This window comes from Phreatobacter sp. GW821-FHT04C01, assembly GCF_059420385.1.
The window spans coordinates 791,325-816,836 of the sequence record NZ_JBWKTP010000002.1 but is presented as its reverse complement, the minus strand read 5'-3'; the positions used below and the strand labels follow the sequence as shown (position 1 = coordinate 816,836).

Genomic DNA, 25,512 nt, shown 5'->3' with positions numbered 1-25,512 from the left:
CCTGGGTCGAATGAGGGATGTCGCCGGCCTGGGCCGGTTTCGGAAGGCTCGAACGTGTCAGGCGATCGTGCGCAGCCGGACCGGGACGCCGGTCTCGGGATCGCGCCGCTCCAGGCCGTGCGGCGTCGCGCGATAGTGGGTCAGCGTCTTGTCGGCATGGATCATCCGCCAGGACAGCATCTTCTGGGCGAAGCCGAGCATCAGGCCGGCATAGGCCGGGTCGCCGGCGAGATTGTTGAACTCGTGCGGATCGGCCTTGAGGTCGAAGAACAGCGGCGGCAAGGCCGCGAAGTGGACGTATTTGTAGTTGGCGTCCTGCACGACGCAGAGGCTCGCCTCGTCCATGTGCAGTTCGGTGCTGGTCTGCGCCGCCGAATAATGGACGTCGCGAAAGTCATATTCGTAATGCAGTTCGGTGCGCCAGTCGGCCGGCCTTTCGCCATGGACCAGCGGCAGCACCGAGCGGCCGTCGCAGGCGCGCGGCGGTTCGCCGCCGAGCCAGTCGATGATCGTCGGCATGACGTCGACGCTTTCGGTGAAGGCGTTTTCGATCCGCCCGCCCTTGGCGGCCATGTCCGGCGCCTTGACGACGAAAGGAATGCGGAAGCTCTCGTCATAGAAGCCGAGCTTGCCGAGCAGGTGATGGTCGCCGAGCTGCTCGCCATGGTCGCTGGTGAAGACGACCAGCGTGTCGTCCCATTGCTTGGTCTCGTCGAGATAGGCGAAGACCCGGCCGAGGCAGTCGTCGATCTCGGTCATCAGGCCGCAATAGGTGGCGCGCATCTGGCGCAGCTCGGCTTCGCTGAGCGTATGGCCCTGGCCCTCCGCGCCCTCGAAAAACGAGCCTTTGCCGATATTTTCGACGTAGAATTTCAAAAGGGGATGCTGGGCCGCGTCCTCCGCCCAGGTCTTACCGCGCACCGGCGCCGGCATGTTTTCCGGCCGGTACATGGCGTGATAGGGCGCCGGCGCGACGAAAGGCGGGTGCGGCCGGTAATAGCCCAGATGCAGGAAGAACGGCTTGCCGTTGCGCCCTTTGAGATAGGTCAGCGCGCGCTCGGTGAAGAACGAGGAATCCGAATATTCCTTCGGCAGCCGCGAGGGCCGTTCGGTGGCGCCGGGAACCGAGTCCTCGCCTTCCGGCAACCAGATCTCTTCGCGCCGCGCCGGCAGCTCGAAGCCCTGCTGCTCGACCCAGCCGAAATAGCCGTCCATGTTCGGCTCGAAGGCGCCGACCGAACGGAAGCCATCCATCAGGTCGCCGAGCACCAGGAAGCGCGGATCGTTCGGCGACGTCGTGCGCGGATCCGGCGCTGTCGTCGTGTAGCCGATCAAGGCCGGGTCATAACCGAGCTCGCGCAGCGCCTTGCCGAGGTTGAAATGCCTGGCGTCCAAGGGAACGGTGTTCTGCACCGCCCGGTGGTTCATCAGATAGAGGCCGGTCAACAGGCTCGCCCGCGCCGGACCGCAGGGCACCGCGGTGGTGACGTGGTTCTCGAAGGTCACGCCTTCCCGGCACAAACGATCGAGATGAGGCGTGCGCAGAAACGGCTCCCTGCCCTTGCTGCGCATCAGCTCGGGCACGAAATCCGCCCGCCATTGATCGACCACGATGAGTAATACGTTCCGTCGGCCCAAGATGCCCTCCACGTCGAGGCCGACCAGCTAGGGCGACTTCACAACGGGCGGATGACAGGTGGGATGGCCCCGGCGACGAATGCGGCGGAAGCGGCATGGCCGGGCCCGACGCCCATCGGCCGCGCCGTCACCTGGACACCCGGCGCCTTGACGGCCTTGTCGATCATGGGCGGCCAAGCGCACGGGCGAGACCGAAACGCCAGGGCCGGAGGCCCGGCAACCCCGATGCCAAGAGCCCCGATGCCAAGAGCCCCGATGCCAAGAGCCCCGATACCAAAAGCCCCGATACCAAGAGCCCCAATGCCAAGAACCCCGGCCGGAGCCAGGGTTCGAGGCATATCAGGAGAGGTTGGAGGCGGCTTTGGATCAATCGCAGACGCGGACCGTGCGACGCACCGGGCCGTAGGGCGTATCGACCCACTGGCGGGTCATGTAGCAGTCGCCATAGGCCGGCGCGGCGTAAGCGTTGGAATTGGCGATGGCGAGGGCGGCGCCACCGACCACCACGCCGGCGGCGAGCGCGCCGAGGCCGAAGCCGACGCCGCGGCCGCGGGCTTCGGCTTGCGGGGCGGAGGCGAAAGTCAGCGCCGAGACGGCGAGGGCGGCAAGGGCGAGGGTCTTGAAGCGGGTCATGGTCGGCTCCTGTCGGTGTCCAGAGGGGCTCCAGCGCCCCGGTCCTCCATGGGTGGTGGCGGGCCGCCAAAAGGTTCAGGCGCCGAGGCCGATTTTTTTTGCGGCAGATCGACCAGCCTTTCGCCGGCCAGGACGCGCTCATGCGCGGGGAATGCACGCCCATGCGCGCGGAATGAAGGCCGCGCCTTTCAATCCGGGAATGCGTCATGCGCGACCCGGCGGTATTCGCGCGGGGTGAAGCCGATCTTGCTTTTGAAGAAGCGGGAAAAATGCCCCGGCGCGGAGAAGCCCAGGTCCAACGCGATATCGCTCGCCGGCCGATCGCTGCCGATCAATTGCTCGATCGCATATTCGACACGAAGGGTATCGTTGTAGACGCTTGGCGTCATGCCCGTGCTGGCGCTGAACTGCTCGAAGAAACGCGAACGCGACAGGCCGACCGATTGGGCGAGGCTGTCCAGGCTCTGCGGCTTGCTCGGCTCGGCGCGCATCAGGTTGATCGCCTTTCTGATGCGATGATCGACCGGGCGCGCGGCGATCGGCGCAAGCTCGGCCGAGGAGTTCGCGGTGAGAACCTGCTGCAGCAGGCCGAGGATATCGGCTTCCAGCTCCACGTCCGCGGTCGGCGTGGTGGCGTCGGTGATCGTGGCCGCGATCTTGCCGACGATGGCCCGCATCCGCGGGTCGACGCTCGCCGACTGCCGATTGAAAGGCCGCCGCGCGATCGTGCCGCGGCCGCCGCGGACGAGCCAGCCGGCTTCGACATAGAGCGCGAGGATGGTGATCGGCGGATCGTTCACATCCCGCCAATTGGCATGCGGAACCCACGGATTGATCAGCACCATCCGGTCGTCGGTGATCGGGCAGAGTGCCCCGTCGACCTCATAGGCACCGTCCTGCCCCTCCACCTTGATGAGCGCATGGACATGCGGGTGGGCATGGACATGAACGGGCTGATTGGTCCGGAACAGGGCGACACGACCGAAAAGCCCCTGATGGACGCCGAGAACGCCGGTCATCTTTCCTCCCGTGCTCGCGCTCATGGGGCAAGCTTCGGCCCTATCCTCCACTAAATCGGACGAAAAGGTAAGTCGCCGGACATGGCGGTAAGCCGCCGCGGCGATGGGCCTGTACGATCCCTGCCGAAAAGCGATGCCAGTCCTCCAGCAAGGAGCATCGCCGTGATGTCTACAAGGCGGAGACACCGTGCCAGCATGATCGTCGAGGAAAGAATCTATACGTTGATGGCGGGGAAAGTCCCCGCCTATCTCAAAATGTACGAAACGGAAGGACTGGCCATCCAGCGGGAAATACTCGGAACGATGGTCGGCTATTTCTCGACGGAGTTCGGGCAACTGAATCAGATCGTGCATCTGTGGGCCTATCGCGATCTCGCCGACCGCGAGGCACGGCGACACAGACTCGCGGCCGATGCCGGCTGGCAGGCCTATGTGGCCAAGGTCCGCCCCTGGGTGGTGAACCAGGAGAACAAGCTCCTGATCCCCGCGCCCTTCTCTCCGAATCCGATCGACGAGGCCACCGCATGACCACTCCCGCCATGGAACTGAGACTTGTCGAGGATGTCATCGCGGCGGGCGGCCGACTCGCGCTGCCGAACGACGGCGTGCACCGGATCTGCTACGTCGTTCATGGTGAGATTGCTTCCGGCGATGCCAGGATCCGCGACGATCATGCCATCGGCGTCTCGCGCGCCGCGGAGCTGACGGCGGCGGCGTGCGGGGCGACGGTCTGGCGCTTTGAACTGGCGCCGGAAGCGGCCCCTGCCCTGGTCCTGGCGCCGCGCGACGGCGTCACGCGCGAGAAGCTGCGCCAGAAGATCGCCTGGCCCGTCGCCGACCGTGTCCTGATCCGCGCCGACAGCGTGTCCTTTCCGCCCGGCGGCTGCGCCTATCTCCACACGCATCAGGGGCCCGGCATCCGCTGCCTGATCGACGGCGGGATCAGGATCGACGCACTGGGTCATTCGGCGAGCTATGGGCCCGGCGCCGCCTGGTTCGAGAGCGGTCCCGATCCGGTCTTCGCCCAGGCGGCAGACCGCGCCAGCCGGTTCATCAGGGTGATGGTGCTGCCGGCGGCACTGCTCGGGCGCAGCTCGATCGCCTATGTCAATGCCGAGGATCGCGAGAAGCCGAAATCGCAGGTCTACAAGGGTTTCGTCGACCAGTTGATCGACATCTGACACCTGCCCACGCTGCACCGAAACCGCGCATGCCGGGCATGCGGCAGGGCGAACGCGACCGCGCCATCGTCCTGGCCGGCCGGCTCGCCAAACAACAAGACGACACAGGAGGAAATGTCATGCTCATCCAACCGAGGATCGCTCTCGCCGGCATGGCGATGATCGCCGCCTGCCTCGCCGGCACGGCCGCGAAGGCGCAGGCCGCCTATCCGGAACGCCCGATCCGCGTGATCGTGCCCTTCGCGGCAGGCAGCGCGTCGGACATCGTCGGCCGCATTGTCCTCGAAACCATGGCCGACGACCTCGGCCACCGTTTCGTGGTCGAGAACCAGGCCGGCGCGAGCGGAAACCTGGGGACGGCGGCCGTCGCCCGCGCCGAGCCGGACGGCTACACCATCCTCGTCTCGGCCTCCGGCCCCCTGGCGGTCAACCAGTCGCTCTTCCCCAATATCGGCTACGACCCGCTGACCGACTTCGAGCCGATCTCGCTGATCGCAACCCTTCCCAATGTCATCGTGGTCAATTCCAACCAGCCGGTGCGGTCGGTCTCTGACCTGATCGCGGCGGCGAAGCGGGCGCCGGGCACGCTGAACTATGGCAGCATCGGCAATGGCAGTTCGCAGCACCTGGCCGCGGCCTATTTCGAGCAGGTCACGGGCACGCGGATGACCCACGTGCCCTATCGCGTGACGGGACAACTCGTGAGCGATCTGGTCGGCGGCCAGCTGCAGGTGAGCTTCCAGCTCATCCCGAATGTGCTCGGCCAGATCCAGGGCGGACAGCTCAGGCCGCTGGCGATCACCGCCAACAAGCGCTCCGAGGTTCTCCCCAGCGTCCCGACGGTCGCCGAGGTCGGCATGAGCGGCTACGAGGCCTATGGCTGGTTCGCCATGCTGGCGCCGAAGAACACGCCGGCACCGATGATCGCGCGCCTGCATGCCGCCTACATGAAGGCCATGTCCGATCCGGCGACACGCCGGCGCATCGTCGAGGTCGGCGCGGAGCCGGCAACCTCGACGCCTGCGGAACTGCGCGTATTCATGAACGCCGAGGCGAAGAAGTGGGGCGACATCATCCGCGCCAACAACATCAAGCCCGAGTGAGTGGCGACGGGAATTGCGGCATGGACCGATGAAGCCGCCTCGCGCTCCGACCAAGCCCGTCCCCGCGCAGGGGGCGGTGGCCGCCGCCGGATGAAAGGTGGCGACGCTGGAGGCGCTTTCTCTCCGGCATGCCGCAAGGCCGCCAGCGTCAATCCAGAGCCATAGCGTCCCGCGGGGGCGCCGGCACATTGTTCAGTTCGCTGTCGGCCGCAGCCATTTCACGCGCAACGGACAGCAGGCGCCGCCGAAATCCTCCCCGTGTCATGCTGGTAACGATTGCCGCAACCTCCCATCCTTCAGCCGACAAGGTGGCCTTTTTGGTCGCGCCGACAACATCATAGGATCGCAATCCGTTGAAGAAATCGCTCACGGGAACAGCGAGGGCCTCCGCGATGAGCACAAGCGTCGACGCCGAGACCCGGTTGCTGCCGCGCTCGTATTTCTGCACTTGCTGAAATGTCAGATCGATATGCGCCGCCAGTTGGCTCTGCGTCATTCTGCGCATCTGGCGGACAAGGCGAATATGATGGCCGATGTGGACGTCGACCCGATGCGTCCGGTCGAGAACTGCCTTGCTCATGGAACAACATCTAGTTGTTGCGGCGGTCAAGCGGAGACCGTCGCTGCACAATGGAGAAACGCCCACGCGCGATACGATGTGCCGGTTTCGGGCAGCCTCGGTTGCGCGCAAGGCAGCGATGACACTCTTCCCGCCGATCGGACCCTTCGATCGGGCGTACGCAACGTGGCACAGGCGCGGTTTCGAAAATTCAAGCGATCGAACCGCACGGATCGCTCAATTCAGCGCCCCATTGGCCGACGGTCTCACGCACTGACCGGATCGTATTGAATAATCGTTCGAACAACCGAACTATCGTCCGGAAATTGCGCGCTGCCGGGCATCTCTTCTGAAGCCCCCCGAGGCTGGTTCCTCATACCGTCCGACGCGGCGGGACAATCCGGCTCATCGGGGAGGCCGCGAGCCAGGACCCGCCCCTTGCGCGACCTGCCGATGAGATCCCGGCGGTCTGCGCGTCCCATCGCACCTTTTTCTCGCCATTGGCCAAATCGCGGTTTCAGCAGCCGTTTCGTCGCGGCCCCTTCGTCGCACGAGCGTCCGGCGCGGCGGGCATCCGATAATATTTAACGCACACACTCCTCACGAGAATAAGTATTGAAATATGTATTCAGGCGAGAAATCGAACAAGTCTATTTAATCCAATTCGCAGATTAACTGAAAATTAACAACCATTATCCAAATAAATCAACTCATTCGCCGGAACTGCAAGGCACGTGCGGCACGTATTCACTTGCATTTCGCAGCGGCAAGTCGCGCTCGGATCGCGCGCCTTTGCGCATCGAAAGGATGGATGGGATGTGGAAGGACGGGGAAAAAACCGCCACCCTGCGCAGCCTGGTTCCTTTTGGCCGCCGATTCCACGAGTTCGGCGTACGAGACGACGGGACCATTGCGGTGATCTTCGGCTTTTCCGCACTCGCAATCATGCTGTGCGTCGGTGCTGCCGTCGATTATTCCCGCTGGGCGGCCGCAAAAGCCCATTTGGACGGCATCGCCGACACCGCGGTGCTCGCGGCCGTGCGGACAGAGCAATTCAACGCGCCGACGGCGGCGGCAGAGGCCGCCGCAATTCGGACTTTTCAAGCCCAGCAAAAGACGAGCCTCGATGCCAGGGTGACGGCTATCAAGGTCGCCATTACTGACAAGGATGGCCAGCGCGAGGCAACACTGACCTACGAGGCTGTCATCGAGACAGTCTTCATGCAGCTCGCAAGCGTCTCGACCATGCGAATTGCCGGACGATCGACGGCTGCCAGCCGCCGGCCGGTTTTCATCGATTTCTATCTCCTGCTGGACAACACGCCGTCCATGGGCCTGGCCGCCACGCAGGCCGGCATCGACAGAATGCGGCTCCTCACCGCGAAGAGCAGAACCTTCCCCAACTGCGCCTTCGCGTGCCATCAGCCGCAGGAGGACCGCCTGGCTCTCGCTCGCAATAACGGCATCGCGACCCGCGTCGACGTCGCGCGACGCGCCACCCAGCGCCTGTTGGACACGGCTGCCGCGACGGCGCTCATCCCCGATCAGTTCCGGGCCGCCATCTACGACTATGGCCAGCGCTGTTCACCCGCCCAGCTCAACGAAGTCTCGCCGCTGACGGTCAATCTCGGTGCTGCGCGATCCGCTGCCGAGGCGGTGCAACTGATGACGACGCCGACGACGACAACTGCGAACACGCGCTGCACCGACCACCGCAAGGTCCTGCAACTGATGTCGAGCAGAATTCCGGTTGCCGGCGACGGGCAGACGAGCGCGACCGCCCAAAAGGTCCTGTTTTTTGTGTCCGACGGCATGACCAATGTCGATCGCGGCTATCAGGCCATTTGCCTTGAAGTCATGCGCGAAGCCAACCGCTGCGTCGAGCCAATTGATCCGAAGGAATGCAATGCATTGAAGCAACGGGGTGTCACCGTGGCCGTTCTCTATACCACCTACATGCCCCTGATCGGGGATGAGACCTACGACAGGCTCAAGATGGAAACGTTTCGCCCCGGCATGTCGGCAAAGATGCGGGCATGCGCTTCGCCGGGCTTCTTCTTCGAGGTTACCCCGACGCAGGGCATCGAGGAGGCGATGATCGCGCTGTTCCAGAAGGTGATCGCCCTGGTGCGCCTGACCTCATGAACCCGAGGGCCGAAGCATTCGCCGGGTCGGGTGTTTCGGACGGCACTTGCAACGTTCAACGAAACGAGGAGAGACACACGTGGGCATGTTTGGAAAATTACGTTCGTTCGTGCGGCCCAATGGGCAGGCGGCCGGCACGCTCGCGGCGTTTGGCCAGAGCCAGGCGATGATTTCATTCGCCCCGGATGGAACGGTGATCGGAGCAAATCATAATTTTCTGGCTCTGACCGGCTACGAGGCCGCCGAAATCCTGGGCAAGCACCATCGCATTTTTGTGCATGAATCCGACCGGAACGCGCCCGACTACCTTCGGTTCTGGGAGGAGCTGAGACGCGGGCAATATCAGGCGGGCGAATTTCGCAGGGTAACGCGCGAGGGAGAGGATGTCTGGATCCAGGCCTCGTACAACCCTGTCCGCTACGTGGGAAATCGCGTCGAGCGGATCGTCAAGATCGCCACCGACATCACCGCGCAAAAGCTGAGGAATGCGGACACGCACGGGCAGCTCGCGGCCATCCACAAGGCTCAGGCCGTGATCTCGTTCGACCTCGAGGGAAGCGTCCTGGACGCCAACGGAAACTTCCTCTCGGCGCTTGGCTATCGCCTGGATGAGATCACCGGCCGGCATCATCGGATTTTTGTCGCGGCGGAAGACCGCGATACCGTCGCCTATCGTGATTTCTGGGCGGCGCTCGGGCGTGGCGAGTTCCAGGCCGGCCAGTACCGGCGCATCGGCAAGGATGGCCGCGAGGTTTGGATTCAGGCCACCTATAATCCGATTTTCGACATGGCCGGACGGCCGTTCAAGGTGGTGAAGTTCGCGACCGACGTCACCGCGGCAATCGTCGAACAGGGCCGCCGTCAAACCATTCAAAAAGCCATCGACCTCGATCTGACGAATATTGCCGAGGCGGTTTCGAGCGCCACCCACGAGGCGACCGAAGCGGCGGCCGCCTCACAACAGACCTCGGTCAATGTGCAGGCCGTCGCGGCGGGCGCGGAGGAGCTGTCGTCTTCCGTGGCCGAGATCGGCCGCCAGGTGATCTATTCCCGGGAGGTCACCAGCAAGGCGGTGCAGGAGGCGACCTGGACAAACGATATCGTGGCCGGATTGTCGGCCTCGGCCCAGCGCATCGGCGATGTCGTCCAATTGATCAACAGCATTGCCGCGCAGACCAATCTGCTCGCCCTGAACGCGACCATCGAGGCTGCGCGCGCCGGAGAGGCGGGCAAGGGTTTCGCCGTCGTCGCGTCGGAAGTGAAGAGCCTGGCGACGCAGACGTCAAAGGCGACCGAAGAGATCGGCGCGCAGATCGCGTCCGTCCAGGCATCGACCGGCAATGCCGTCACCGCGATCGGCTCGATCTCCACCACCATCTCGACCATCAGCAACATTGCGAGCGCCATCGCCGCCGCCGTCGAGGAGCAGAGCTCGGTGACCGCGGAAATGTCGACGAATATGCGCGTCGCCGCCGACGGCGTGGCGGCGATTTCCGCCAATATGGGGGCCATAGCCCAGTCATCCGCCGACATCGACGTGGCGGCGCGCAAGGTGCGTGAAGCCTCGCGGTCCATCGCATGACCGACGCGACCTCGAGGGGAAGAACCCGATCGGCCACGGCGAGCATCGTCGCGTTGCACCCGACGCGAACGCCCCATCCGGAGGGCGTCCATAGCGACGAACTGTTGAGCGCATTCAGCCGGCTCATCGATCAGTTCCAGTCGGTGAACACGCTCGTGCTGAGATCGAACCTGGATGAAAAAACAAAAGCGGCCATCGGCATCGATATCATGCGGTCGTCGGTTGCCGCATTTTCCGCGAACAATATCCTGGTGGCATTCTTGCTGGATCGGGTCGCGCGGAAATAACGAAGGGTCGCCCCGATCGGCAGGCGTCTGGCGGCATCGGATCCGCCAGGCGGCTCGGTTCATGAGGCCCCGGTCGGACAAGACCGGCGCGCCGGCGCGGCATCAAGGATGGCGATGTCGACAGATTCCGTCGCACCGCATGCGCGGATCGTCCCGGTTGCCGGCGGGCGGACGCCTCATCGCCGAGGAAGGCTTTGCGCAAGCGCGGCAATCGGACCAGCCGATCAGTCGCGGATCGCGGCCGGCGTCGCGATGGTGAGAAGCAGCGACGGCGAGTTGGTGGGCCCGGCAGGACTCGAACCTGCAACCAGACCGTTATGAGCGGTCGGCTCTAACCATTGAGCTACAGGCCCTTCCGGATTTCAGCCAAAGTCTCGCGCCTTCCCCGGATGCCGTTGGATCCCGGATCGCCACGGCAAGTGGCGGGGATCGGCAGGCGCCACAGCAATAGCCGAGCCGCCAGGGCCCGACAACTGGCAGGGGCCGCTGGGCGGCCCCGGAAGACCGGCTGTTCACAAGCCGCTGGTCTGCTTCGTTCGGCCGCCGTCACGCCGGCACCTGTCTTCCGGGCGCCGGACGCGAAACAGGCCACCCTGGGGCGGCCTGTCATTGCCATGTCGATGAGGCCAGCGGCCGATGTCGCGGTCAGTAGCGCGCCGAAATCGCGCCGCCGCCGGTCGAGAAGCGGTAGTTCACGCGCGCCAGCGCCGACCACATGGTGGTCTTGACGTTGTGGTCGCTGAACACACCGGCCGGGCCGCCGCCAAGCGAGGTCGATTCCTGGCTGACCCGGAACGATCCGAAATCGTAATAATTGGCCTCGAGACCAACGCTCCAATTCTGATTGATGGCGTATTCGGCGCCGAGACCCACCGTCCAGCCGAGACGGGTGGAAGAGGCTGCCGTGAAGTCGAAATTATCCTGGATGCGGGTGCGGACCTGGCCGAAAGCGAGGCCACCCTTGGCATAGAACAGCCAGCTATTGGCGGCGAAGCCGATGCGCGGGGTGACCGTGCCGAGCCAGCCGACGCTGCCGGTGAAACGATCGGAGGTGGGGAAGAACGGGCTGACGACATTGGTCCGACGGACGTCGGACCAGGTCAGCGAGCCCTCCAGACCCAGGACCAGATTGCCCGATTGCCAGTTATAGCCGAGCTGGCCGCCGCCGAGGAACCCGCTAGTCGAATGGCTGAACCTGTCGCCGATCGCGTTGTTGTAGTGCCCGCTGGTATTGAAGCCGTAATTGGCCGTTCCCCAGCCATATCCGGCGTGGGCGCCGATGTAGAAGCCCGTCCAATCATAGGACTGGACGATGATCGCCGCGGGAACGGCGACCCGCTGCATGCCGAGATCGGCCGAATGCGCTGCCGATGCCATCAGGACCGAAGCGACGCCTGCGAGAACAATGCGTTTCATGTCGAACCCTCCCGAAACTCTGATCTGCCGCACTGGATGACGTTACAGGAGGTCCGTCATGTTTCTGAATTGTGGCGCGCGCGCAACGCCGCACGTGCGTTCCTGCAACTGTTGCGCTGATACAACACAGCCTGGATCCATCCCCACACGGATGCCGCGAAATCGCTGCAAATCGGCCGTGCCGCCGGCATGGTCGGATGGTGCTATCCTCACTCCCGGCGATTGTGGGCCTCGGGCCCGCGATCACCGCCCGATGACGTCAAGAACAAGGAACAGGTCTCCATGTCGCTTCCCTCCCGCGCCAGCCGCGCGCTCGCCATCTCGCTGAGCGGCCTGGTGACGCTCGCCCAGCCGGCGCTTGCCCAGCAGGCCGCAACCGCGCCGGCACCGACGCGCTCGATCACCCTGCAGGGCGAAGGTCAGGCGGGAGCAAGCCCCGATCTCGCCGTGGTCACCGGCGGCACGCAGATCCAGTCGCGCACCGCGCGCGAGGCCATGGAAGGCAATTCGCGCGTCATGCGCGCCGTCCAGCAGGCGCTGCGCGAGGTCGGCATCGAGGAGCGCGACGTCACGACCTCGGCGCTGTCGCTCCGGCCGACCATCGAATACCAGCAGAACACCAACCGGCCGCGCGTCGTCGGCTATACCGCGGGCCACCAGCTGACCATTCGCGTCCGCGATCTCGCCAAGCTCGGCGACGTGCTCGACCGCATGGTCACCGCCGGCGCCAACCAGGTCGACGGCCTGGAACTGACCGTCTCGGACTGGTCGAAGAAGGTCGACGAGGCGCGCGCCGCGGCCATTGCCGACGCCAAGCGCAAGGCCGGCATCCTGGCGGCCGCCGCCGGCGCCCGCATCGGCCGTGTCATGCATATCGAGGAACAGGGGGCCGCCCCGCCCCGCCCCATGCCGCGCATGGCGGCCGCCGCCGCGCGCTCCGATGCGGTGCCGGTGGCGACCGGTGACCAGAACTTCCAGATGTCGGTGACGGTGACCTGGGAACTGGTCGACTAGGACGGCCGGATTTCGGCTTCGAGGTGAAAGGACAGGTCATGGCGAAGAACACGATTTGCATCTGGTACGACAAGGATGCCGAGGCTGCGGCCCGTTTCTACGCCGCGACCTTTCCCGACAGCGCGGTGGGTGCCATCCACCGCGCCCCCAGCGACTACCCGTCCGGCAAGCAGGGCGACGTGCTGACGGTCGAATTCACCGTTGCCGGCATCCCTTGTCTCGGCCTCAACGGCGGCCCCGCGTTCAAGCAGAGCGAAGCCTTCTCGTTCCAGATCGCCACCGACGATCAGAACGAGACCGACCGTTACTGGAACGCCATCGTCGGCAATGGCGGCCAGGAGAGTGCCTGCGGCTGGTGCAAAGACAAATGGGGTGTCTCCTGGCAGATCACGCCGCGCGTGCTGTCCGAGGCAATGGCGATCGGCGGCGATGAGGCAAAGCGCGCATTTGAAGCGATGATGGGCATGACCAAGATCGACGTCGCCGCGATCACCGCGGCGCGGCGCGGCTGACGCTCATCCGTCGAGGCGATCACGGAGCGTGCCGACGCTTGGCACCGGTCCTTGCGGCGCTCGGGCGAATGACGAAACGCGCCGTGGCCTATTCGGCCGCGGCGCTGCGGTCGCCGAACTGGATCGAGACATAGTGGGCGTAGAGCCCGTTGCGCGCGATCAGCTCGGCATGGGTGCCGGTCTCGACCACCCGGCCGCCATCGACCACCAGGATCTTGTCGGCGCGCATGACGGTGGACAGCCGGTGCGCGATGACCAGAGAGGTGCGCCCGGTCATCAATTCGTCGAGCGCCCGCTGCACCTCGTATTCGCTCTCCGAATCGAGCGCCGAGGTCGCCTCGTCGAGCAGCATGATCGGCGCGTTCTTCAGGATGGCGCGGGCAATGGCGACGCGCTGGCGCTGGCCGCCGGACAGGCCCTGGCCATGCTCTCCGACCAGCGTCTGGTAGCCTTCCGGCAGATCCAGGATGAAGTCGTGGGCATGCGCTGCCCGGGCCGCGGCGACGATGTCCTCTTCGCTGGCGCCGGGCCGGCCGACCGCGATATTCTCACGCACCGTGCCCTGGAACAGGAAGACGTCCTGGCTGACAAAGGCCATGTGGCCACGCAGCGACGAGAAGGTCACGTCGCGCACGTCCTGGCCGTCGACCAGGACGCGGCCGAGGCGCACGTCGAAGAAGCGCTGCACCAGGGCGATGACCGTCGACTTGCCACCGCCCGAAGGGCCGACCAGCGCGGTCATCTTGCCGCCGGCCGCCACGAAGGACAGGTCCTTCAGCACCGGCTCGTTGTCGCGATAGCCGAAGGTCACGCCTTCGAAGGCGACGGTTCCCGCCTTGATGGCGAGCGCGCCGGCATCGGGCTTTTCGGTCAGTGTCGGCTCGGTGTCGAGCAGCTCGTACATCAGGCGGACGCCGACCAGCCCCTTCTCGACCTCGACGCCGAGGCGGGCGAGCCGCTTGGCCGGATCATAGGCGAGCAGCAGCGCGGTAATGAAAGCGAAGAAGGAGCCGGCATCGACGCCCTGGTGAATGACCCGCCAGGCGCCGTAGACGATGGCCGCGGCGATCGCCAGGCCGCCGAGCGTCTCCATCAGCGGCGCGGTGCGCGCGCCGAGGGTGGCGATCTTGTCGGCGCGCTGGCGCACCGCATCGATGGTCGCGTCCATGCGGCTCTGCATCCTGTCCTCCATGCCGAAGGACTTGACGATGCGCACGCCCTGGACGGTTTCCTGGACCACACCGACCATGGAGGAGAGCGAGGCGAACTCGCTGTTGGCGAGCCGCCGGACCCGCCGGCGCAGCCGGTTCACGCCGAGCACGGCAAACGGCATGACCAGGCCCGAGACGACGAACATGAGCGGATCGGACCAGAGCATGACGCCGATCAGGCCGACCACCGTCAGGAGGTCGCGTCCGACCGTCGTGACGATGTTCTGCAAGACGTCGCGGGCCGCCTGGGCATTGTGGGTGACGCGGGTGACCAGGTCGGCTGAGGCATGCTGCTGGTAGAAGTCGACGCCCTGGCCGAGCAGGTGGCGGAAGATCCGGGTCTGCTGGGCCGCGACGATGGCATTGCCGATGCGCGACAGGATGACGTTCGACGCATAGGCGGCCACCCCCTTGATCAGGAACACCGAGAAGACGGTGATGCCGAACCAGACAGCCAGGCCGAAATCGCGGTTCTGGAACACGCCGTTGATCAGGTCGCGCATGATCCAGGCGGACAGCGCCGTACAGGCCGCCACGACCGCCATGGCGATGAAGGCCAGGACATAGCGCCAGGCATAGGCATGCAGGCTTTCCGCTACGAGACGCTTCAAGGTCTCGCCGCGCTGGGCATCGGATTTCAGGAACAGGCTTGAAAGCCTCATCGGGGGGCGGCGCTCATGTGACTGGTTATAATGGCGATGTTTGTGCGCGAATAACAGGTTTGTCCCGCAAGACCAAGGTCGGCCGCTTTTCCAGATGTATCTGGACGAATGCGAGATCCGCACCAAGGCCGGCCAAGTCATTTCCGCGTGATCACGATGGCGGCATCGAGCCGGCTTGCGGCGAGCCACGGGCAATGTCACAACCCGCCCATGCCGACACTCGAAACACTTTTCGTCACCAAGCTCTATCGCGCCGAGATCGACGCTCAGGACGGCTTCGCCGATGAGCTGGAACAGGCCTGCCGGTCGCTCGCCTTGGACGACACGGCCGGAATCCGCTGGTGCGCCAAGCACGACTATCCCGGTTATACCAGCTACGCCTCGCTGAACGACCTGCCCTGGCGCTTTCCGGTATTCAAGGCGCTCGCCAAGCAGCTCGACCGCCATGTCGCGGCCTTCGCCAAGGACCTGGCCTTCGATCTCTCCGGCAAGAAGCTGACGCTGGACAGCCTGTGGGTGAACGTCCTGCCCGAGGGCGGCTTCCACTCCGCCCATATCCATCCGCACAGCGTCATTTCCGGCACCTATTACGTCACCATGCCCAAGGGCGCGGCCGCGCTGAAGCTGGAAGACCCGCGCCATGCCATGATGATGGCGGCGCCCCCGCGCAAGAAATCGGCGCCACGCGAGCTGCAGGCCTTCGTCTCGGTCGAGCCGCAGCCGGGCACGGTGCTGCTGTGGGAGAGCTTCCTGCGTCACGAGGTTCCGGTGAACCGCGCCGAGGACGAGCGGATCAGCATCAGCTTCAACTACAACTGGGGCTGACCGCGGCGAGCCTCGGCGGAACCGCGGCTCACGGCACGAGTTCGATCCCGAGCTCGCCGCGCACCGCGTCGGCCATGAGTTTGCGGAAGGCCTCCGGCGTGAGCAGGCCGGCCGGCGTCGCGGCAATGCAGGCAAGCCCGAGGCCGATCGCCTGCAGGCGCCAGGCCACGGCAGCGGCATCGACCCCGGCGCCCGCCTCACCGGCCGGTGCGCAGGCCCCGATCAGCGTCGCCAGGCGCCGATGGCTGTCGCGCAGGGCGGCGGCATAGACGACAGCGAATTCCGCGTCGTGTTGCGCCTCGTTCCAGGCTCCGACCCACAGACGCATCCGCCTTTCGGTATCGGTGAGCGGGTCGGCCAGAAACAGCCGCAGCACCTCGGCGGCCGGCAGATCCCGGCAACGCGCGTCGAAGCCGGCGCATTCGGTCTCATAGAAGCGCGCGAAGGCCTCGCGGCGCAGGGCCTGGGCCGACGCGAAGTGGTGATGGATGATGCCGTTGGCTGCTCCGAGCTCGGCGGCGACCGCGCGCGTGGTCAGCGGCGCGAAACCGTCGCGCAGCATCACGGCGATGGCGGCTTCCAGGATCGTGGCGCGGCGATCGACACGGTTCAGATAGGCCATCGCCCCTCCTCCAACCCGGCTTGACCAATCACAATTCTGAGCATATGTCCAATTTGAACAGATGCTCAATTTAATCGCGACCACTGGCCACCCCGGCCTTTGGTTGCCGCTGGCGTCGCCGCCTCGACGCGGCACAAAGCCGTGACGGCCGCAACGCCTCGAGGAGACTTGCCGTGCAGATCCGCCCCTATCAGCCCGCCGACCGGGACCGCCTCCTCGACATCTGGCTCGATGCCTCGCGGGTCGGCCATGGCTTCCTCGGCGAGGCGACGCTCAGCGAGCAGCAGGCCAAGGTCCGCGACATCTATTTGCCGATGGCGGACAATTGGGTCGCCGAGATCGACGGACGGGCGCAAGCCTTTATCGGCCTGATCGACAGCTTCATCGGCGGCCTGTTCGTCGATCCGCGGGCCCATGGGTCCGGGTTCGGCCGGGCGCTGATCGCGCACGCCGGCGCGCGCCTGGGACCGCTGACCGTCAGCGTCTATGCCGACAACGCCAAGGCCCTGGCTTTCTATCGCCGCTGCGGTTTTGTCGAAACGGCACGCAAGCCGGCGGACGACGAGGGCCGGCCCCTGGAGGTCGTCGACATGCGGCGCGTACCAGACGCCGATGCCGGCCCTGCAAGGCCCTGCAAGGCCCTGACGGGCTCTCACTTGCCCTTGTTGTCGTCGATATGGAAGGCGTGCAGCCAGCGGTGGAACAGCGGCGCCAGCACCAGGCCGGTCGCCGCCACGATGACCAGGCCCGACGCCAGCGCGTAAAAGCCGGCGAAGATCTTGCCGGCGGAGGTCTTGAGCTCGCCCATCGGCCCCATCCCGGACAGGATCATCGCCGCGTTGACGAAGGCGTCGACCGCGTTCATGCCCTCGAGCAAGGCATAGCCGGCCATGCCGACCAGCATCATCGCCACGATCAGCGCCAGCGCGATGAGGCAGGCACGCACCACCCGCGACAGAAAGACGCGGCGCGGCGCCAGCGGCTCGTGGCGGCGCTCGTAATACATGGTCATTCCGGCAGCGGCGGCACCGGCCGCGGCCGGCCATCCTCGTCGATGGCGACGAAGGCGAAAGTCGCCTCCGTCACCTTCTCGCGGATATTGGTGCGGAAGCGCTGCGCCCAGGCCTCGATATGGATCTTCATCGAGGTGCGGCCGACATGGAACACCTCGGTATAGACTTCCAGGATGTCGCCGACCCGCATCGGCCGAATGAAGGTCATGGCTTCGACGGCAATGGTCACGACCCGGCCCTGGGCACGGTCGACACCGGCCATGCCGCCGGCCTGGTCCATGCGCGCCATCACCCAGCCGCCGAAAATATCGCCATTGGCATTGGTATCGGCCGGCATGGTGCTGATGCGCACGGTGAGTTCGCCACGCGGCTGGCCGTCTGTGGTCAGGATCGGATGAGGCATCGGTTTCAGGACTTCCGCACGGGACAACGGCGCCGCAGTGAGGCAGGGATTCGCAGGCTTGGCAATTCGGCCGGCCGGCCCCGGTCGCCGGGCCGCCGCGTCTCGCCGCGGGTCGCCATCGTCACATCGGCGGCGCGACTCCGTCCTTCTCGACCGTCACCCGCGCGGCGGACAGCTTGCCCTCGCTATCGCGGGTCGCCGACAGGAACACCGCGGCGCCCGGCACCAGATCGGCGCGCGAGGCCGGGATCGGCGTGACCACCGGCACGGTCGGCGGCACGTGGACGACGACCGTGCGGCCCTGGAACACCAGGTTCAGGTCGCGCCCGGCGGTCTTGGTCACCACCGCCTCGACGGTGGCATTGGTCATGCTGCTGTTGGGAGCGAGATCCCAGGGATAGTGGCCCTCGCCGGTGCCGCGCAGGGCCTCGGGGAAGACCAGCACTTCGAGCGCCTGCAACTGGCCGTCGGGCCCGGGCTCCGCCGCCGTGCCGATGAAACTGCCGGGCGCGATGGCGGAGAGCTCCATGCGGCGCAGCGCGCCGACCGTCGCCGCATCGGCGAGCCTGATCTCCAGCCGCGCGCCGTCACGGCCGGTCACCGTCAGCATTGAACCTTCGAACGCGACGATCCGGCCGCGAATGCGCATCGGCGGCGCGGCCTGGGCCCAGGCCGCGGGCGCGGCGCCGAGCGCCGCGAGGATCGAGAGAACGGCACGCCTGTCGAGCATCATGGCCAAAGCCTCGCCGGGAACGGGAGCGCAAGGCTATCCCGCCATCGCAGGCAGCGCCGGACACGAGCGCGTGAGCGAATGGCGAATGGGGAATGGGGAATGGGGATGAAGCGAGATGCGCAGCGCGTGTAAACCCTCGCCCGCTAGGGACGGTGGCGCCGCATAGCGAGTGCGAACGCATCTCGCGTTCGCTCGATGCTATGAGGCGCCCGATGAGGGTTTGAAGGGGGCTGCCGATCAATTCGAGGCGGAATGCACGTCTTGCGCCGACGCAACCACCCTCACCCGGCGGCTCCGTCGCCCCCCTCTCCCACGAAGGCGCGGGCGAGGGTTGATACGCGGCGCTCGGCGCCCCCACTCGCCATTCGCCATTCGCCCCCTAGCGAAACACCTTCTCGCCCTGCTCGTCGATGATCTGGCAACCCTTGCGCAGCGTGAAGGCGACCGCGTCCTCGAAGCTGGCATGGCGGTCGGCGCGCAGGAACTTGTGCTCCTGCCTGACGCCGTCGATCTCCTTCTCGATCGTGCCGGCGGTCTGGAACTGGCCCTCGTTCTTGAACGGCGCCGCCCGGATGACGAAGCCCTTATGCTCCATCGCATGGGCCGGATCGGGCGCCTTGGCCTCTTCGCTCGCGGCGCGGCGGCCGAACAGGGATTTGAGGAAGGACATGGCAGCACCCGGACTGATGGTATCGTCGACATTGACGGTTCCCGGCAAAATAGCGCGGACCGCGGCCAAGTGAAATCGGCCGCCGGCGAAATCCCCGCGGCAGATCCGCACCCTGGCAATGGCCGGGGATCGTGCGGGCCGCCGAGATCAGCGGACCGAGAACGGCGGCTGATAGGGCCGGCCGAAGGGCACGCCGTTGATCACCGTCTGTAGCGGCTTGAGAAAGGCCTGGCCGGTGCGGCTGTTGTTGCGGGTGTCGACGAAGGAAACCGGCCCCTCGACCAGCTCCATGATCGCGACGTCACCCGGCGCGCCGACCGCCAGCGTGCCGACCTTGCTGCTCACGTCGATGACCCGTGCCGGCGCGGCGGTCGCCATGGCGACGACCTGCTCGAGCGTATAGCCGAGGGTGAGGAACTTGCTCATCACCCAGGGCAGGAACGGCATGCCCGGCGTGTTGCCGGACCAGACGTGAATGTCGGACGAGATGGTGTCGGGCGGGCAGCCCTGGCGGATCGCCGCCTCGCAGACGGTGAAATCGAACGAACCGCCGCCATGGCCGACATCGAAGACCACGCCGCGCCTTTTGGCCTCGAGCGCCGCCGGCAGGATCCGGCCGTCCTGGACGATATTGGTGAAGGCCCCGGCAATGTTGGGGGCACCCGAAAAGGCATGGGTCAGGACGTCGCCCGGACGCAGCAGGTCGAGGATCCCGGTCATCAGCGCGGGCGTCTCGACCCCGCCGATATGGACCATCATCTTGGCCGGGCGGCCCGAGCGCTCGCAGGCCAGGATCGCCCGCTTCAGCGGCTCCAGGCCGTTCCTGGCGATGACGTTCTCGGACATCCTGACCTTGGTGCCCAGCACGAAATCCGGATTCTCGGCGATCGCCATGGCGCAGGCATCGACCTGGGCGAAATCGATATTGTAGAGCTCCGGCACCGGGAAGGCCGAAAGCCCCATATTGGCGATGTGAATGAAGGCGTGGATGCGGGTGCGCGTCTGCGCCACGATGAAGCGCCTGAGCGCCGCGATATTGTTGGCGCCGGCATCGCCCGCCGAAACCACCGTGGTGGTGCATTGGTGCGGCACCAATTCGTCGGCGGGAATGCCGATCGCCGAGCCATAAGGGAAGACATGGGCGTGCAGGTCGACGAGGCCCGGCGTCACCAGCTTGCCCGAGGCATCGATCACCCGGCTCGTCCGCGCCGCCGGGATCTCGGCCTCCACCGCCTCGACCACGCCGAAGCGAATGCCGATGTCGCGCTTGCCACGCAGCGACTGGCTCGGGTCGATCACTTCGCCGCCCTTGATCACCAGGTCGAACTTGTCGTTCGGCCCCATGGCCGCCCGTGCCGGTCCGGCGGCGAAGGCGCCAGCAGCAACGGCTGTCTGCACGAAAGCACGACGCGATATCCGGCCCATGGCCTGCCCCCGATCCCGAACGACGTTTCCCTCTGGCGATCGCATCGCTCGGGTGCCGGCTCGTCGTCCGGCTTGTTCCAAGGGACGGCTCAATGATCGCGCCGGGCGAGCATGCGCCGGGCTCGGCCGCCAGGCAATGATGCGGACGGCATGGCCGGGATGAGCACCGGGCCGGGCCAATGCCCGCCGCCCGCGCGGCATTCCCCTTGGCGGCGCGCTCGGTGCGAAGACACCTCCGTGCCGGCCAGGGCGGACCGGATCGCCTGAGGGGCCCCGGCTTTCCCGTCGATGGGCAAGGCCCGCGTCAGCGCCATGCCGCGTCCGGCTAGCCGATCCGGCCGAGCGCCCCCATATGTCCCGGCAAGCGGCGGGACACGCGAGCAGCGCCCGCCATTCGGTGCTGTAACTCTCGACCGGGAGAGCGGCATGCGTGATGTGCCAGGCAGAGGCCGGACGATCCGGGCGATGTGGGCGGCCTTGGGCCTTGCGGCCGCGGCGCTCCAGGCCGGCTGCGTAACCGCCGCGCCACGCGCCGTGATGCCCGAAGGATTGCTGTCGTCCGCCCGTCTCGACGGCCTGCGCAACGCCCGGGCCTGGGGCGACGAGGTAACCCCCGAGATCCGGGCGGCGATTACCGCGCAATACCAGCAGGTCAGGGCGGCGGCACGGGCGGGCATCCGCGTCGGATCCACCGGCAAGGCCGACTTCCTCGCCATCTCGGGAGGCGGCGCGGACGGCGCCTTCGCCGCCGGGGTGCTCACCGGATGGAGCAGGCGGGGAGATCGCCCGGCCTTCGAAGTCGTCACCGGTGTCAGCACCGGGGCACTGGCCGCGCCATTCGCCTTCCTGGGGCCGGCCTATGATCCGCAGCTCACCCAGATCTATACCGCCTATGGCGACCGGGATATTTTCACCGACCGTGGGGTGCTCGGGCTCGCCGGCAATGGGCTCTATGATCCGGCGCCGCTGCGCGGCCTCATCCGGCACTACATGACCGAGCCTGTGCTCGATGCGATCGCCGCCGAATATCGCCTGGGCCGGCGCCTGCTGGTCCAGACGACCAATATCGACGCCCAGCGGCCGGTGATCTGGGATCTTTCCGCGATCTCGGCCAGCGCCCGGCCGGATCGCCGCGATCTGGTCGTCGATATCCTGCTCGCCTCGACGGCCATTCCCGCGATCTTTCCGCCGGTCCACATCAATGTCCTGGCCGATGACGGGCGCCATTACGACGAGCTTCACGTCGACGGCGGCGTCGTGGCCCAGGTCTTTTTCGCGCCGCCGCAGGTCCGGCTGGCCGACTACGAACAGGCCACGTTCGGACGGGTCAGGACGAGGATCCTCTACGTGATCCGCAACGGCCGGCTGCAACCGGCCTATGACGTGACCCAGGAAAACACCCTGGCGGTGGCCCGGCGTTCGATCGACACCTTGGCGAAATATCAGGGGGTCGCCGATCTCAACCGGTTGGAGCGCCTGGCGCAGATCGGGCACGCCCGGCTGGTCTACACGGCCATTCCGCCGGACTTCCATTTCAGGCCCGCGTCGGAATTCGACAGGGCCTATATGCGCCGGCTGTTCGAGACCGGTTATCAAGCCGGACTTTCCGGCGCCTGGATGACGGGCGCGCCGGCGACCCCCGTCCTGGCGACCGCCCCGCCGCCCCCCTCGGGTGGGCTCGCGACCGTGCGCGACGCCCTGCGGAGGCAGGCGGCCAGGCCGCGGTGACGGCGTCGCGCGGCATGGCCGGCGATCCGGCCCGCTGATCCACGATGACCGAAAAGCCACACTGCGACATCGCGTTCGCTTTGCCCGGTTGTCCGCGGCGGCTTTGCCTGTTATTCAGGCAATCTCACGTCGGCACCTCGAACCAGGGAGATCTGCATGTTGCCAATGCCTCTGCTCTTCATCCCTGACCTTGTGGCCCGATCTCGTTAGGTCGGTGACCCGCCGGTCCGCGCAGGACCGGCCTGCCCTCAAAAGGTCTTCGTGAGCCGAGCCGCCGATCGCGGCTCTTCTTCCCTGATCGAATGGCGCGCCCGGCCTGAGCCGCGCGCCTTCCGTCCATGGAGCCGACGCCCCGGGCGTCGGAACACAGCATGTCCGCCAATTCGAACCGTCGGCCGGATGCCCTCCGGACCGTCCTGCCTTTCGTCTTCCGCCACTGGCGCCAGGAGAAACTGCTGGTCGCCAGCATCGCCGGCATGATCACGCTGGCGACGCTTGCCGACGTCTTCCTGCCGCTGTTCGCCGGCCGGCTGGTCGACGCCCTATCGAATGCCGCCCTGAGCCGCGAGCAGGCGCGCGACGCCGCGATCTCGGCCTTCCTGACCATGGCAGCGCTCGGCGCCGCCATGGTGACGCTGCGCCATATCGCCTGGAGCTGGGTCATTCCGCTGACCCTGCGCATCATGTCGCGGCTGGTGCAGAACGGCTTTCACCGGGTCCAGCGCCTGTCGACCGACTGGCACGCCAACAGCTTCGCCGGCTCGGTGGTGCGCCAGATCACTCGCGGCATGTGGGCGCTCGACATGATCGACGACACCCTGCTGCTGGCGCTGCTACCCTCGGTGGTGGTGCTGGTCGGCACCATGCTGCTGCTCGGCCTGCACTGGCCGGTGCTGGGCCTGGTCATCGCGGTGGGCACCATCGCCTATGTCACCATGACCATCATCTTCTCGACCCGCTACATCGCACCGGTGGCCAAGCGCTCGAACGCCATGGACACCAAGCTCGGCGGCGTGCTGGCCGATGCGCTCGCCTGCAACGCGGTGGTCAAGGCCTTCGGCGCCGAGGCGCGCGAGGACCGTCGGCTGGCGCGCGCCGTCACCCGCTGGCGCGGCCGCACCGCGCGCACCTGGACCCGCTACACGGTGAGCGGCACGGTGCAATTGGTGGCGCTGCTGGTCATCCGCACCGCGGTCACGGCCATCGCGCTGTGGCTGTGGTGGAACGGCAAGGCGACGCCCGGCGAGGTGACCTATGTGCTGACCACTTATTTCGTCGTGCACGGCTACCTGCGCGACATCGGCATGCACATCAACCACCTGCAGCGCTCGGTCAACGAGATGGAGGAGCTGGTGGCGATCCACGACCAGCCGCTCGGCGTCGCCGATCGCGCCGACGCGGTGCCGATCCGGATCGCCGCCGGCGAAGTCAGGTTCGACGACGTGACCTTCCACTATGGCCATCACGCCACGCCGCTCTACGATCACCTGTCGCTGACCATCGCGGCCGGTGAACGGGTCGGCCTGGTCGGCCATTCCGGCTCGGGCAAGACCACCTTCGTCAAGCTGATCCAGCGGCTCTACGACGTGCAGGGCGGCCGGGTGATCATCGACGGCCAGGACCTGGCCGGCGTGACCCAGGCGTCGCTGCGCTCGCAGATCGCCATCGTGCAGCAGGAGCCGGTGCTGTTCCACCGCTCGCTCGCCGAGAACATCGCCTATGCCAGGCCCGGCGCGTCGATGCAGGAGATCGAGCGGGCGGCCATGCTCGCCAATGCCCATGGCTTCATCGAGCGCCTGCCCGACGGCTACGGCACGCTGGTCGGCGAGCGCGGCGTGAAGCTCTCCGGCGGCGAAAGGCAGCGCGTGGCGCTCGCCCGCGCCTTCCTGGCGGATGCGCCGATCCTGATCCTGGACGAGGCGACATCGAGCCTCGATTCGGAATCGGAGGCGCTGATCCAGGAGGCCATGGAGCGGCTGATGCGCGGGCGGACCGCCATCGTCATCGCCCACAGGCTGTCGACGGTGCGGACGCTCGACCGCATCCTGGTGTTCGATCATGGCCGCATCGTCGAGCAGGGCACCCATGACAGCCTGCTCGCCGGCACGGACGGCATCTATCGCCGCCTGTTCGAGCGCCAGTCCGGCACGGATATGTTCGGCGTCGAGCCGGACGACACCGTGCCGGTCGGCGAGGACGAAGCGGCCGAATGAGGCGAGGCCGCGCGGCAAATCGAAGCGGTCCGGCGCAAGCCGCCGGGCCGCCTCACAGCCTGATCAGCCGATGCGGCAGGGTTTCGATGTCCTGGGTCTCGGCGAATTCGATGGCGAAACCCTCGGCGAAATGACGCCGGACCCGGCCGACCACCATGCCGACCGCGATCGGCGTGCCGATCGGCGGCAGCAGGTCGGCCGACACGGCGACCCCCGAAATCGACATGTCGATGACCAGGCAGGTCGATGTCGTGCCGTCGACCAGCGTCAGGGTCGAATAGGGCCGGCGCGGCACGATCCGCTGATATTGCCGGGAATCCGGAATATCGTGGTTCTTGTGATCCTCGAGCCAGGCGAGCTTTGCCGCCAGCCGCGCCCGTTCGGTCGGCGTGCCGGAAATCGTCATGACGAAGCCACGCTCCATCAGCCGCGCGATCGCGCCTTCGAGCTTTCCGAACTGGGCGAAATAGGCGATCACCCGCTCGCCGACCGCCCCGCTCACCGGCGCCGCCAGCAGCATGCCCTGCGACGAGATGTTGAGGGCCCGGCAGGCGAACTCGCGGCGATTGCCGAAATCGTCGCGTTTCGATCCCAGCATGTAGCGTCCGACGATATTGGTGATGACCCGGACATCCCGTCGGCGCTCGAAATCGACCACCTCGGCGAATCGACGATGCTGCATGGCGGCGGAGGACATCGGGCGGGCTCGGACTGGCGTCGGCAGATGTGATCGGGCGCATTCTCGTCTAATTGGAATCACTTTTGCCGCGGCTAACGAAGAACACCGCTTTTTAATCAATTGCGGAATTACCCCGCAAAAACCCGTCCGGGGTGAACAACCCTGTCGGCGATCCAAGGCATTGCCGCACGAATCGGCCTGCGGTATCTCGTCACCGCACAGAACAACCGATAAAACAA

Annotated in this window: 25 protein-coding genes and 1 tRNA gene; 12 read left to right on the top strand and 14 right to left on the bottom strand. The window is 66.3% G+C overall.

Features of this window, described 5'->3' with window-relative positions; translation table 11 throughout:
* Window positions 1-57: 57 nt before the first annotated feature.
* From pehA to AC07WJ_RS10875, 3 genes are all read right to left on the bottom strand, one after another.
* On the bottom strand, window positions 58-1,638 hold the full coding sequence (gene pehA / locus AC07WJ_RS10885; RefSeq protein WP_494934580.1) for a phosphoric/sulfuric ester hydrolase PehA: 1,581 nt from the start codon (window positions 1,636-1,638) through the stop codon (window positions 58-60).
* Between the two features lie 366 nt (window positions 1,639-2,004).
* Window positions 2,005-2,271 (bottom strand): hypothetical protein, encoded by a 267-nt coding sequence (locus tag AC07WJ_RS10880; protein ID WP_494934579.1) that lies wholly within the window; start codon window positions 2,269-2,271, stop codon window positions 2,005-2,007.
* A gap of 188 nt (window positions 2,272-2,459) precedes the next feature.
* Entirely contained in the window at window positions 2,460-3,476 is a 1,017-nt protein-coding gene (locus AC07WJ_RS10875; protein ID WP_494934578.1) for a helix-turn-helix domain-containing protein, read from the bottom strand.
* Window positions 3,477-3,485: 9 nt separating this feature from the next.
* On the opposite strand from AC07WJ_RS10875, the gene AC07WJ_RS10870 reads away from it, so the two are divergent.
* The 3 genes from AC07WJ_RS10870 to AC07WJ_RS10860 all read left to right on the top strand — a co-directional run bounded on the left by AC07WJ_RS10870 (window position 3,486) and on the right by AC07WJ_RS10860 (window position 5,574).
* A complete protein-coding gene (locus tag AC07WJ_RS10870) occupies window positions 3,486-3,818 on the top strand; it encodes an NIPSNAP family protein (protein WP_494934577.1) in 333 nt (110 codons plus the stop codon).
* Window positions 3,815-4,471: a hypothetical protein gene (locus AC07WJ_RS10865; protein ID WP_494934576.1), complete on the top strand. Its 657-nt coding sequence runs from the start codon at window positions 3,815-3,817 to the stop codon at window positions 4,469-4,471. The genes AC07WJ_RS10870 and AC07WJ_RS10865 overlap by 4 nt, the downstream gene beginning before the upstream one ends.
* A gap of 119 nt (window positions 4,472-4,590) precedes the next feature.
* Window positions 4,591-5,574: a Bug family tripartite tricarboxylate transporter substrate binding protein gene (locus AC07WJ_RS10860; RefSeq protein ID WP_494934575.1), complete on the top strand. Its 984-nt coding sequence runs from the start codon at window positions 4,591-4,593 to the stop codon at window positions 5,572-5,574.
* Between the two features lie 148 nt (window positions 5,575-5,722).
* Here AC07WJ_RS10860 and AC07WJ_RS10855 read toward each other — a convergent pair whose 3' ends face one another.
* The gene (locus AC07WJ_RS10855; RefSeq protein ID WP_494934574.1) at window positions 5,723-6,154 is read right to left on the bottom strand and encodes a helix-turn-helix domain-containing protein; all 432 of its coding nucleotides are present in this window, start codon (window positions 6,152-6,154) and stop codon (window positions 5,723-5,725) included.
* Window positions 6,155-6,949: 795 nt separating this feature from the next.
* On the opposite strand from AC07WJ_RS10855, the gene AC07WJ_RS10850 reads away from it, so the two are divergent.
* The 3 genes from AC07WJ_RS10850 (at window position 6,950) to AC07WJ_RS10840 (ending at window position 10,147) form a co-directional block, all read left to right on the top strand.
* Window positions 6,950-8,278: a TadE/TadG family type IV pilus assembly protein gene (locus tag AC07WJ_RS10850; RefSeq protein WP_494934573.1), complete on the top strand. Its 1,329-nt coding sequence runs from the start codon at window positions 6,950-6,952 to the stop codon at window positions 8,276-8,278.
* Window positions 8,279-8,363: 85 nt separating this feature from the next.
* A complete protein-coding gene (locus tag AC07WJ_RS10845; protein ID WP_494934769.1) occupies window positions 8,364-9,860 on the top strand; it encodes a methyl-accepting chemotaxis protein in 1,497 nt (498 codons plus the stop codon).
* Complete coding sequence (locus AC07WJ_RS10840) at window positions 9,857-10,147, top strand: hypothetical protein (protein ID WP_494934572.1); 291 nt, start codon at window positions 9,857-9,859, stop codon at window positions 10,145-10,147. Before AC07WJ_RS10845 ends, AC07WJ_RS10840 begins: the two co-directional genes overlap by 4 nt.
* A 277-nt stretch (window positions 10,148-10,424) precedes the next feature.
* On the opposite strand, the gene AC07WJ_RS10835 is transcribed toward AC07WJ_RS10840, so the two are convergent.
* Both AC07WJ_RS10835 and AC07WJ_RS10830 read right to left on the bottom strand, forming a co-directional pair.
* Window positions 10,425-10,500, bottom strand: a tRNA-Ile gene (locus AC07WJ_RS10835).
* A 292-nt stretch (window positions 10,501-10,792) separates the two neighbouring features.
* Complete coding sequence (locus AC07WJ_RS10830) at window positions 10,793-11,563, bottom strand: outer membrane protein (RefSeq protein WP_494934571.1); 771 nt, start codon at window positions 11,561-11,563, stop codon at window positions 10,793-10,795.
* A 282-nt stretch (window positions 11,564-11,845) separates the two neighbouring features.
* On the opposite strand from AC07WJ_RS10830, the gene AC07WJ_RS10825 reads away from it, so the two are divergent.
* Together AC07WJ_RS10825 and AC07WJ_RS10820 are read left to right on the top strand one after the other, a co-directional pair.
* Complete coding sequence (locus AC07WJ_RS10825; protein WP_494934570.1) at window positions 11,846-12,577, top strand: SIMPL domain-containing protein; 732 nt, start codon at window positions 11,846-11,848, stop codon at window positions 12,575-12,577.
* A 38-nt stretch (window positions 12,578-12,615) separates the two neighbouring features.
* Window positions 12,616-13,089 (top strand): VOC family protein, encoded by a 474-nt coding sequence (locus AC07WJ_RS10820; protein ID WP_494934569.1) that lies wholly within the window; start codon window positions 12,616-12,618, stop codon window positions 13,087-13,089.
* 88 nt (window positions 13,090-13,177) lie between these two features.
* Here the strand turns inward: AC07WJ_RS10820 and AC07WJ_RS10815 are convergent, their stop codons facing one another.
* Window positions 13,178-14,962, bottom strand: coding sequence for an ABC transporter ATP-binding protein (locus AC07WJ_RS10815; RefSeq protein ID WP_494934568.1), 1,785 nt, complete (start codon window positions 14,960-14,962; stop codon window positions 13,178-13,180).
* 210 nt (window positions 14,963-15,172) lie between these two features.
* On the opposite strand from AC07WJ_RS10815, the gene AC07WJ_RS10810 reads away from it, so the two are divergent.
* Window positions 15,173-15,787 carry a TIGR02466 family protein gene (locus AC07WJ_RS10810; RefSeq protein WP_494934567.1) on the top strand — a complete coding sequence of 205 codons (615 nt, stop codon included), beginning with the start codon at window positions 15,173-15,175 and terminating at the stop codon, window positions 15,785-15,787.
* Window positions 15,788-15,815: 28 nt separating this feature from the next.
* Here AC07WJ_RS10810 and AC07WJ_RS10805 read toward each other — a convergent pair whose 3' ends face one another.
* Complete coding sequence (locus AC07WJ_RS10805; RefSeq protein WP_494934566.1) at window positions 15,816-16,409, bottom strand: TetR family transcriptional regulator C-terminal domain-containing protein; 594 nt, start codon at window positions 16,407-16,409, stop codon at window positions 15,816-15,818.
* Window positions 16,410-16,582: 173 nt separating this feature from the next.
* Between AC07WJ_RS10805 and AC07WJ_RS10800 the strand changes: the two genes are divergently transcribed.
* The gene (locus AC07WJ_RS10800) at window positions 16,583-17,173 is read left to right on the top strand and encodes a GNAT family N-acetyltransferase (RefSeq protein WP_494934565.1); all 591 of its coding nucleotides are present in this window, start codon (window positions 16,583-16,585) and stop codon (window positions 17,171-17,173) included.
* Here the strand turns inward: AC07WJ_RS10800 and AC07WJ_RS10795 are convergent.
* From AC07WJ_RS10795 to AC07WJ_RS10775, 5 genes are all read right to left on the bottom strand, one after another.
* Entirely contained in the window at window positions 17,062-17,415 is a 354-nt protein-coding gene (locus AC07WJ_RS10795; protein WP_494934564.1) for a hypothetical protein, read from the bottom strand. The two genes, AC07WJ_RS10800 and AC07WJ_RS10795, sit on opposite strands and share 112 nt — an antisense overlap.
* A 2-nt stretch (window positions 17,416-17,417) precedes the next feature.
* A complete protein-coding gene (locus AC07WJ_RS10790; protein ID WP_494934563.1) occupies window positions 17,418-17,825 on the bottom strand; it encodes an acyl-CoA thioesterase in 408 nt (135 codons plus the stop codon).
* Between the two features lie 121 nt (window positions 17,826-17,946).
* Window positions 17,947-18,558 (bottom strand): hypothetical protein, encoded by a 612-nt coding sequence (locus AC07WJ_RS10785; RefSeq protein ID WP_494934562.1) that lies wholly within the window; start codon window positions 18,556-18,558, stop codon window positions 17,947-17,949.
* A gap of 379 nt (window positions 18,559-18,937) precedes the next feature.
* Window positions 18,938-19,228 carry an HlyU family transcriptional regulator gene (locus AC07WJ_RS10780; protein ID WP_494934561.1) on the bottom strand — a complete coding sequence of 97 codons (291 nt, stop codon included), beginning with the start codon at window positions 19,226-19,228 and terminating at the stop codon, window positions 18,938-18,940.
* Window positions 19,229-19,375: 147 nt separating this feature from the next.
* A complete protein-coding gene (locus AC07WJ_RS10775) occupies window positions 19,376-20,653 on the bottom strand; it encodes an amidohydrolase family protein (RefSeq protein ID WP_494934560.1) in 1,278 nt (425 codons plus the stop codon).
* 426 nt (window positions 20,654-21,079) lie between these two features.
* Between AC07WJ_RS10775 and AC07WJ_RS10770 the strand changes: the two genes are divergently transcribed.
* Both AC07WJ_RS10770 and AC07WJ_RS10765 read left to right on the top strand, forming a co-directional pair.
* Window positions 21,080-22,381, top strand: a complete 1,302-nt coding sequence (locus AC07WJ_RS10770) for a patatin-like phospholipase family protein (RefSeq protein ID WP_494934559.1) — start codon at window positions 21,080-21,082, stop codon at window positions 22,379-22,381.
* A 371-nt stretch (window positions 22,382-22,752) separates the two neighbouring features.
* Window positions 22,753-24,594, top strand: a complete 1,842-nt coding sequence (locus tag AC07WJ_RS10765) for an ABC transporter ATP-binding protein (protein WP_494934558.1) — start codon at window positions 22,753-22,755, stop codon at window positions 24,592-24,594.
* A 52-nt stretch (window positions 24,595-24,646) separates the two neighbouring features.
* Here AC07WJ_RS10765 and AC07WJ_RS10760 read toward each other — a convergent pair whose 3' ends face one another.
* Window positions 24,647-25,291: a PilZ domain-containing protein gene (locus tag AC07WJ_RS10760; RefSeq protein ID WP_494934557.1), complete on the bottom strand. Its 645-nt coding sequence runs from the start codon at window positions 25,289-25,291 to the stop codon at window positions 24,647-24,649.
* Between the last annotated feature and the right edge of the window lie 221 nt (window positions 25,292-25,512).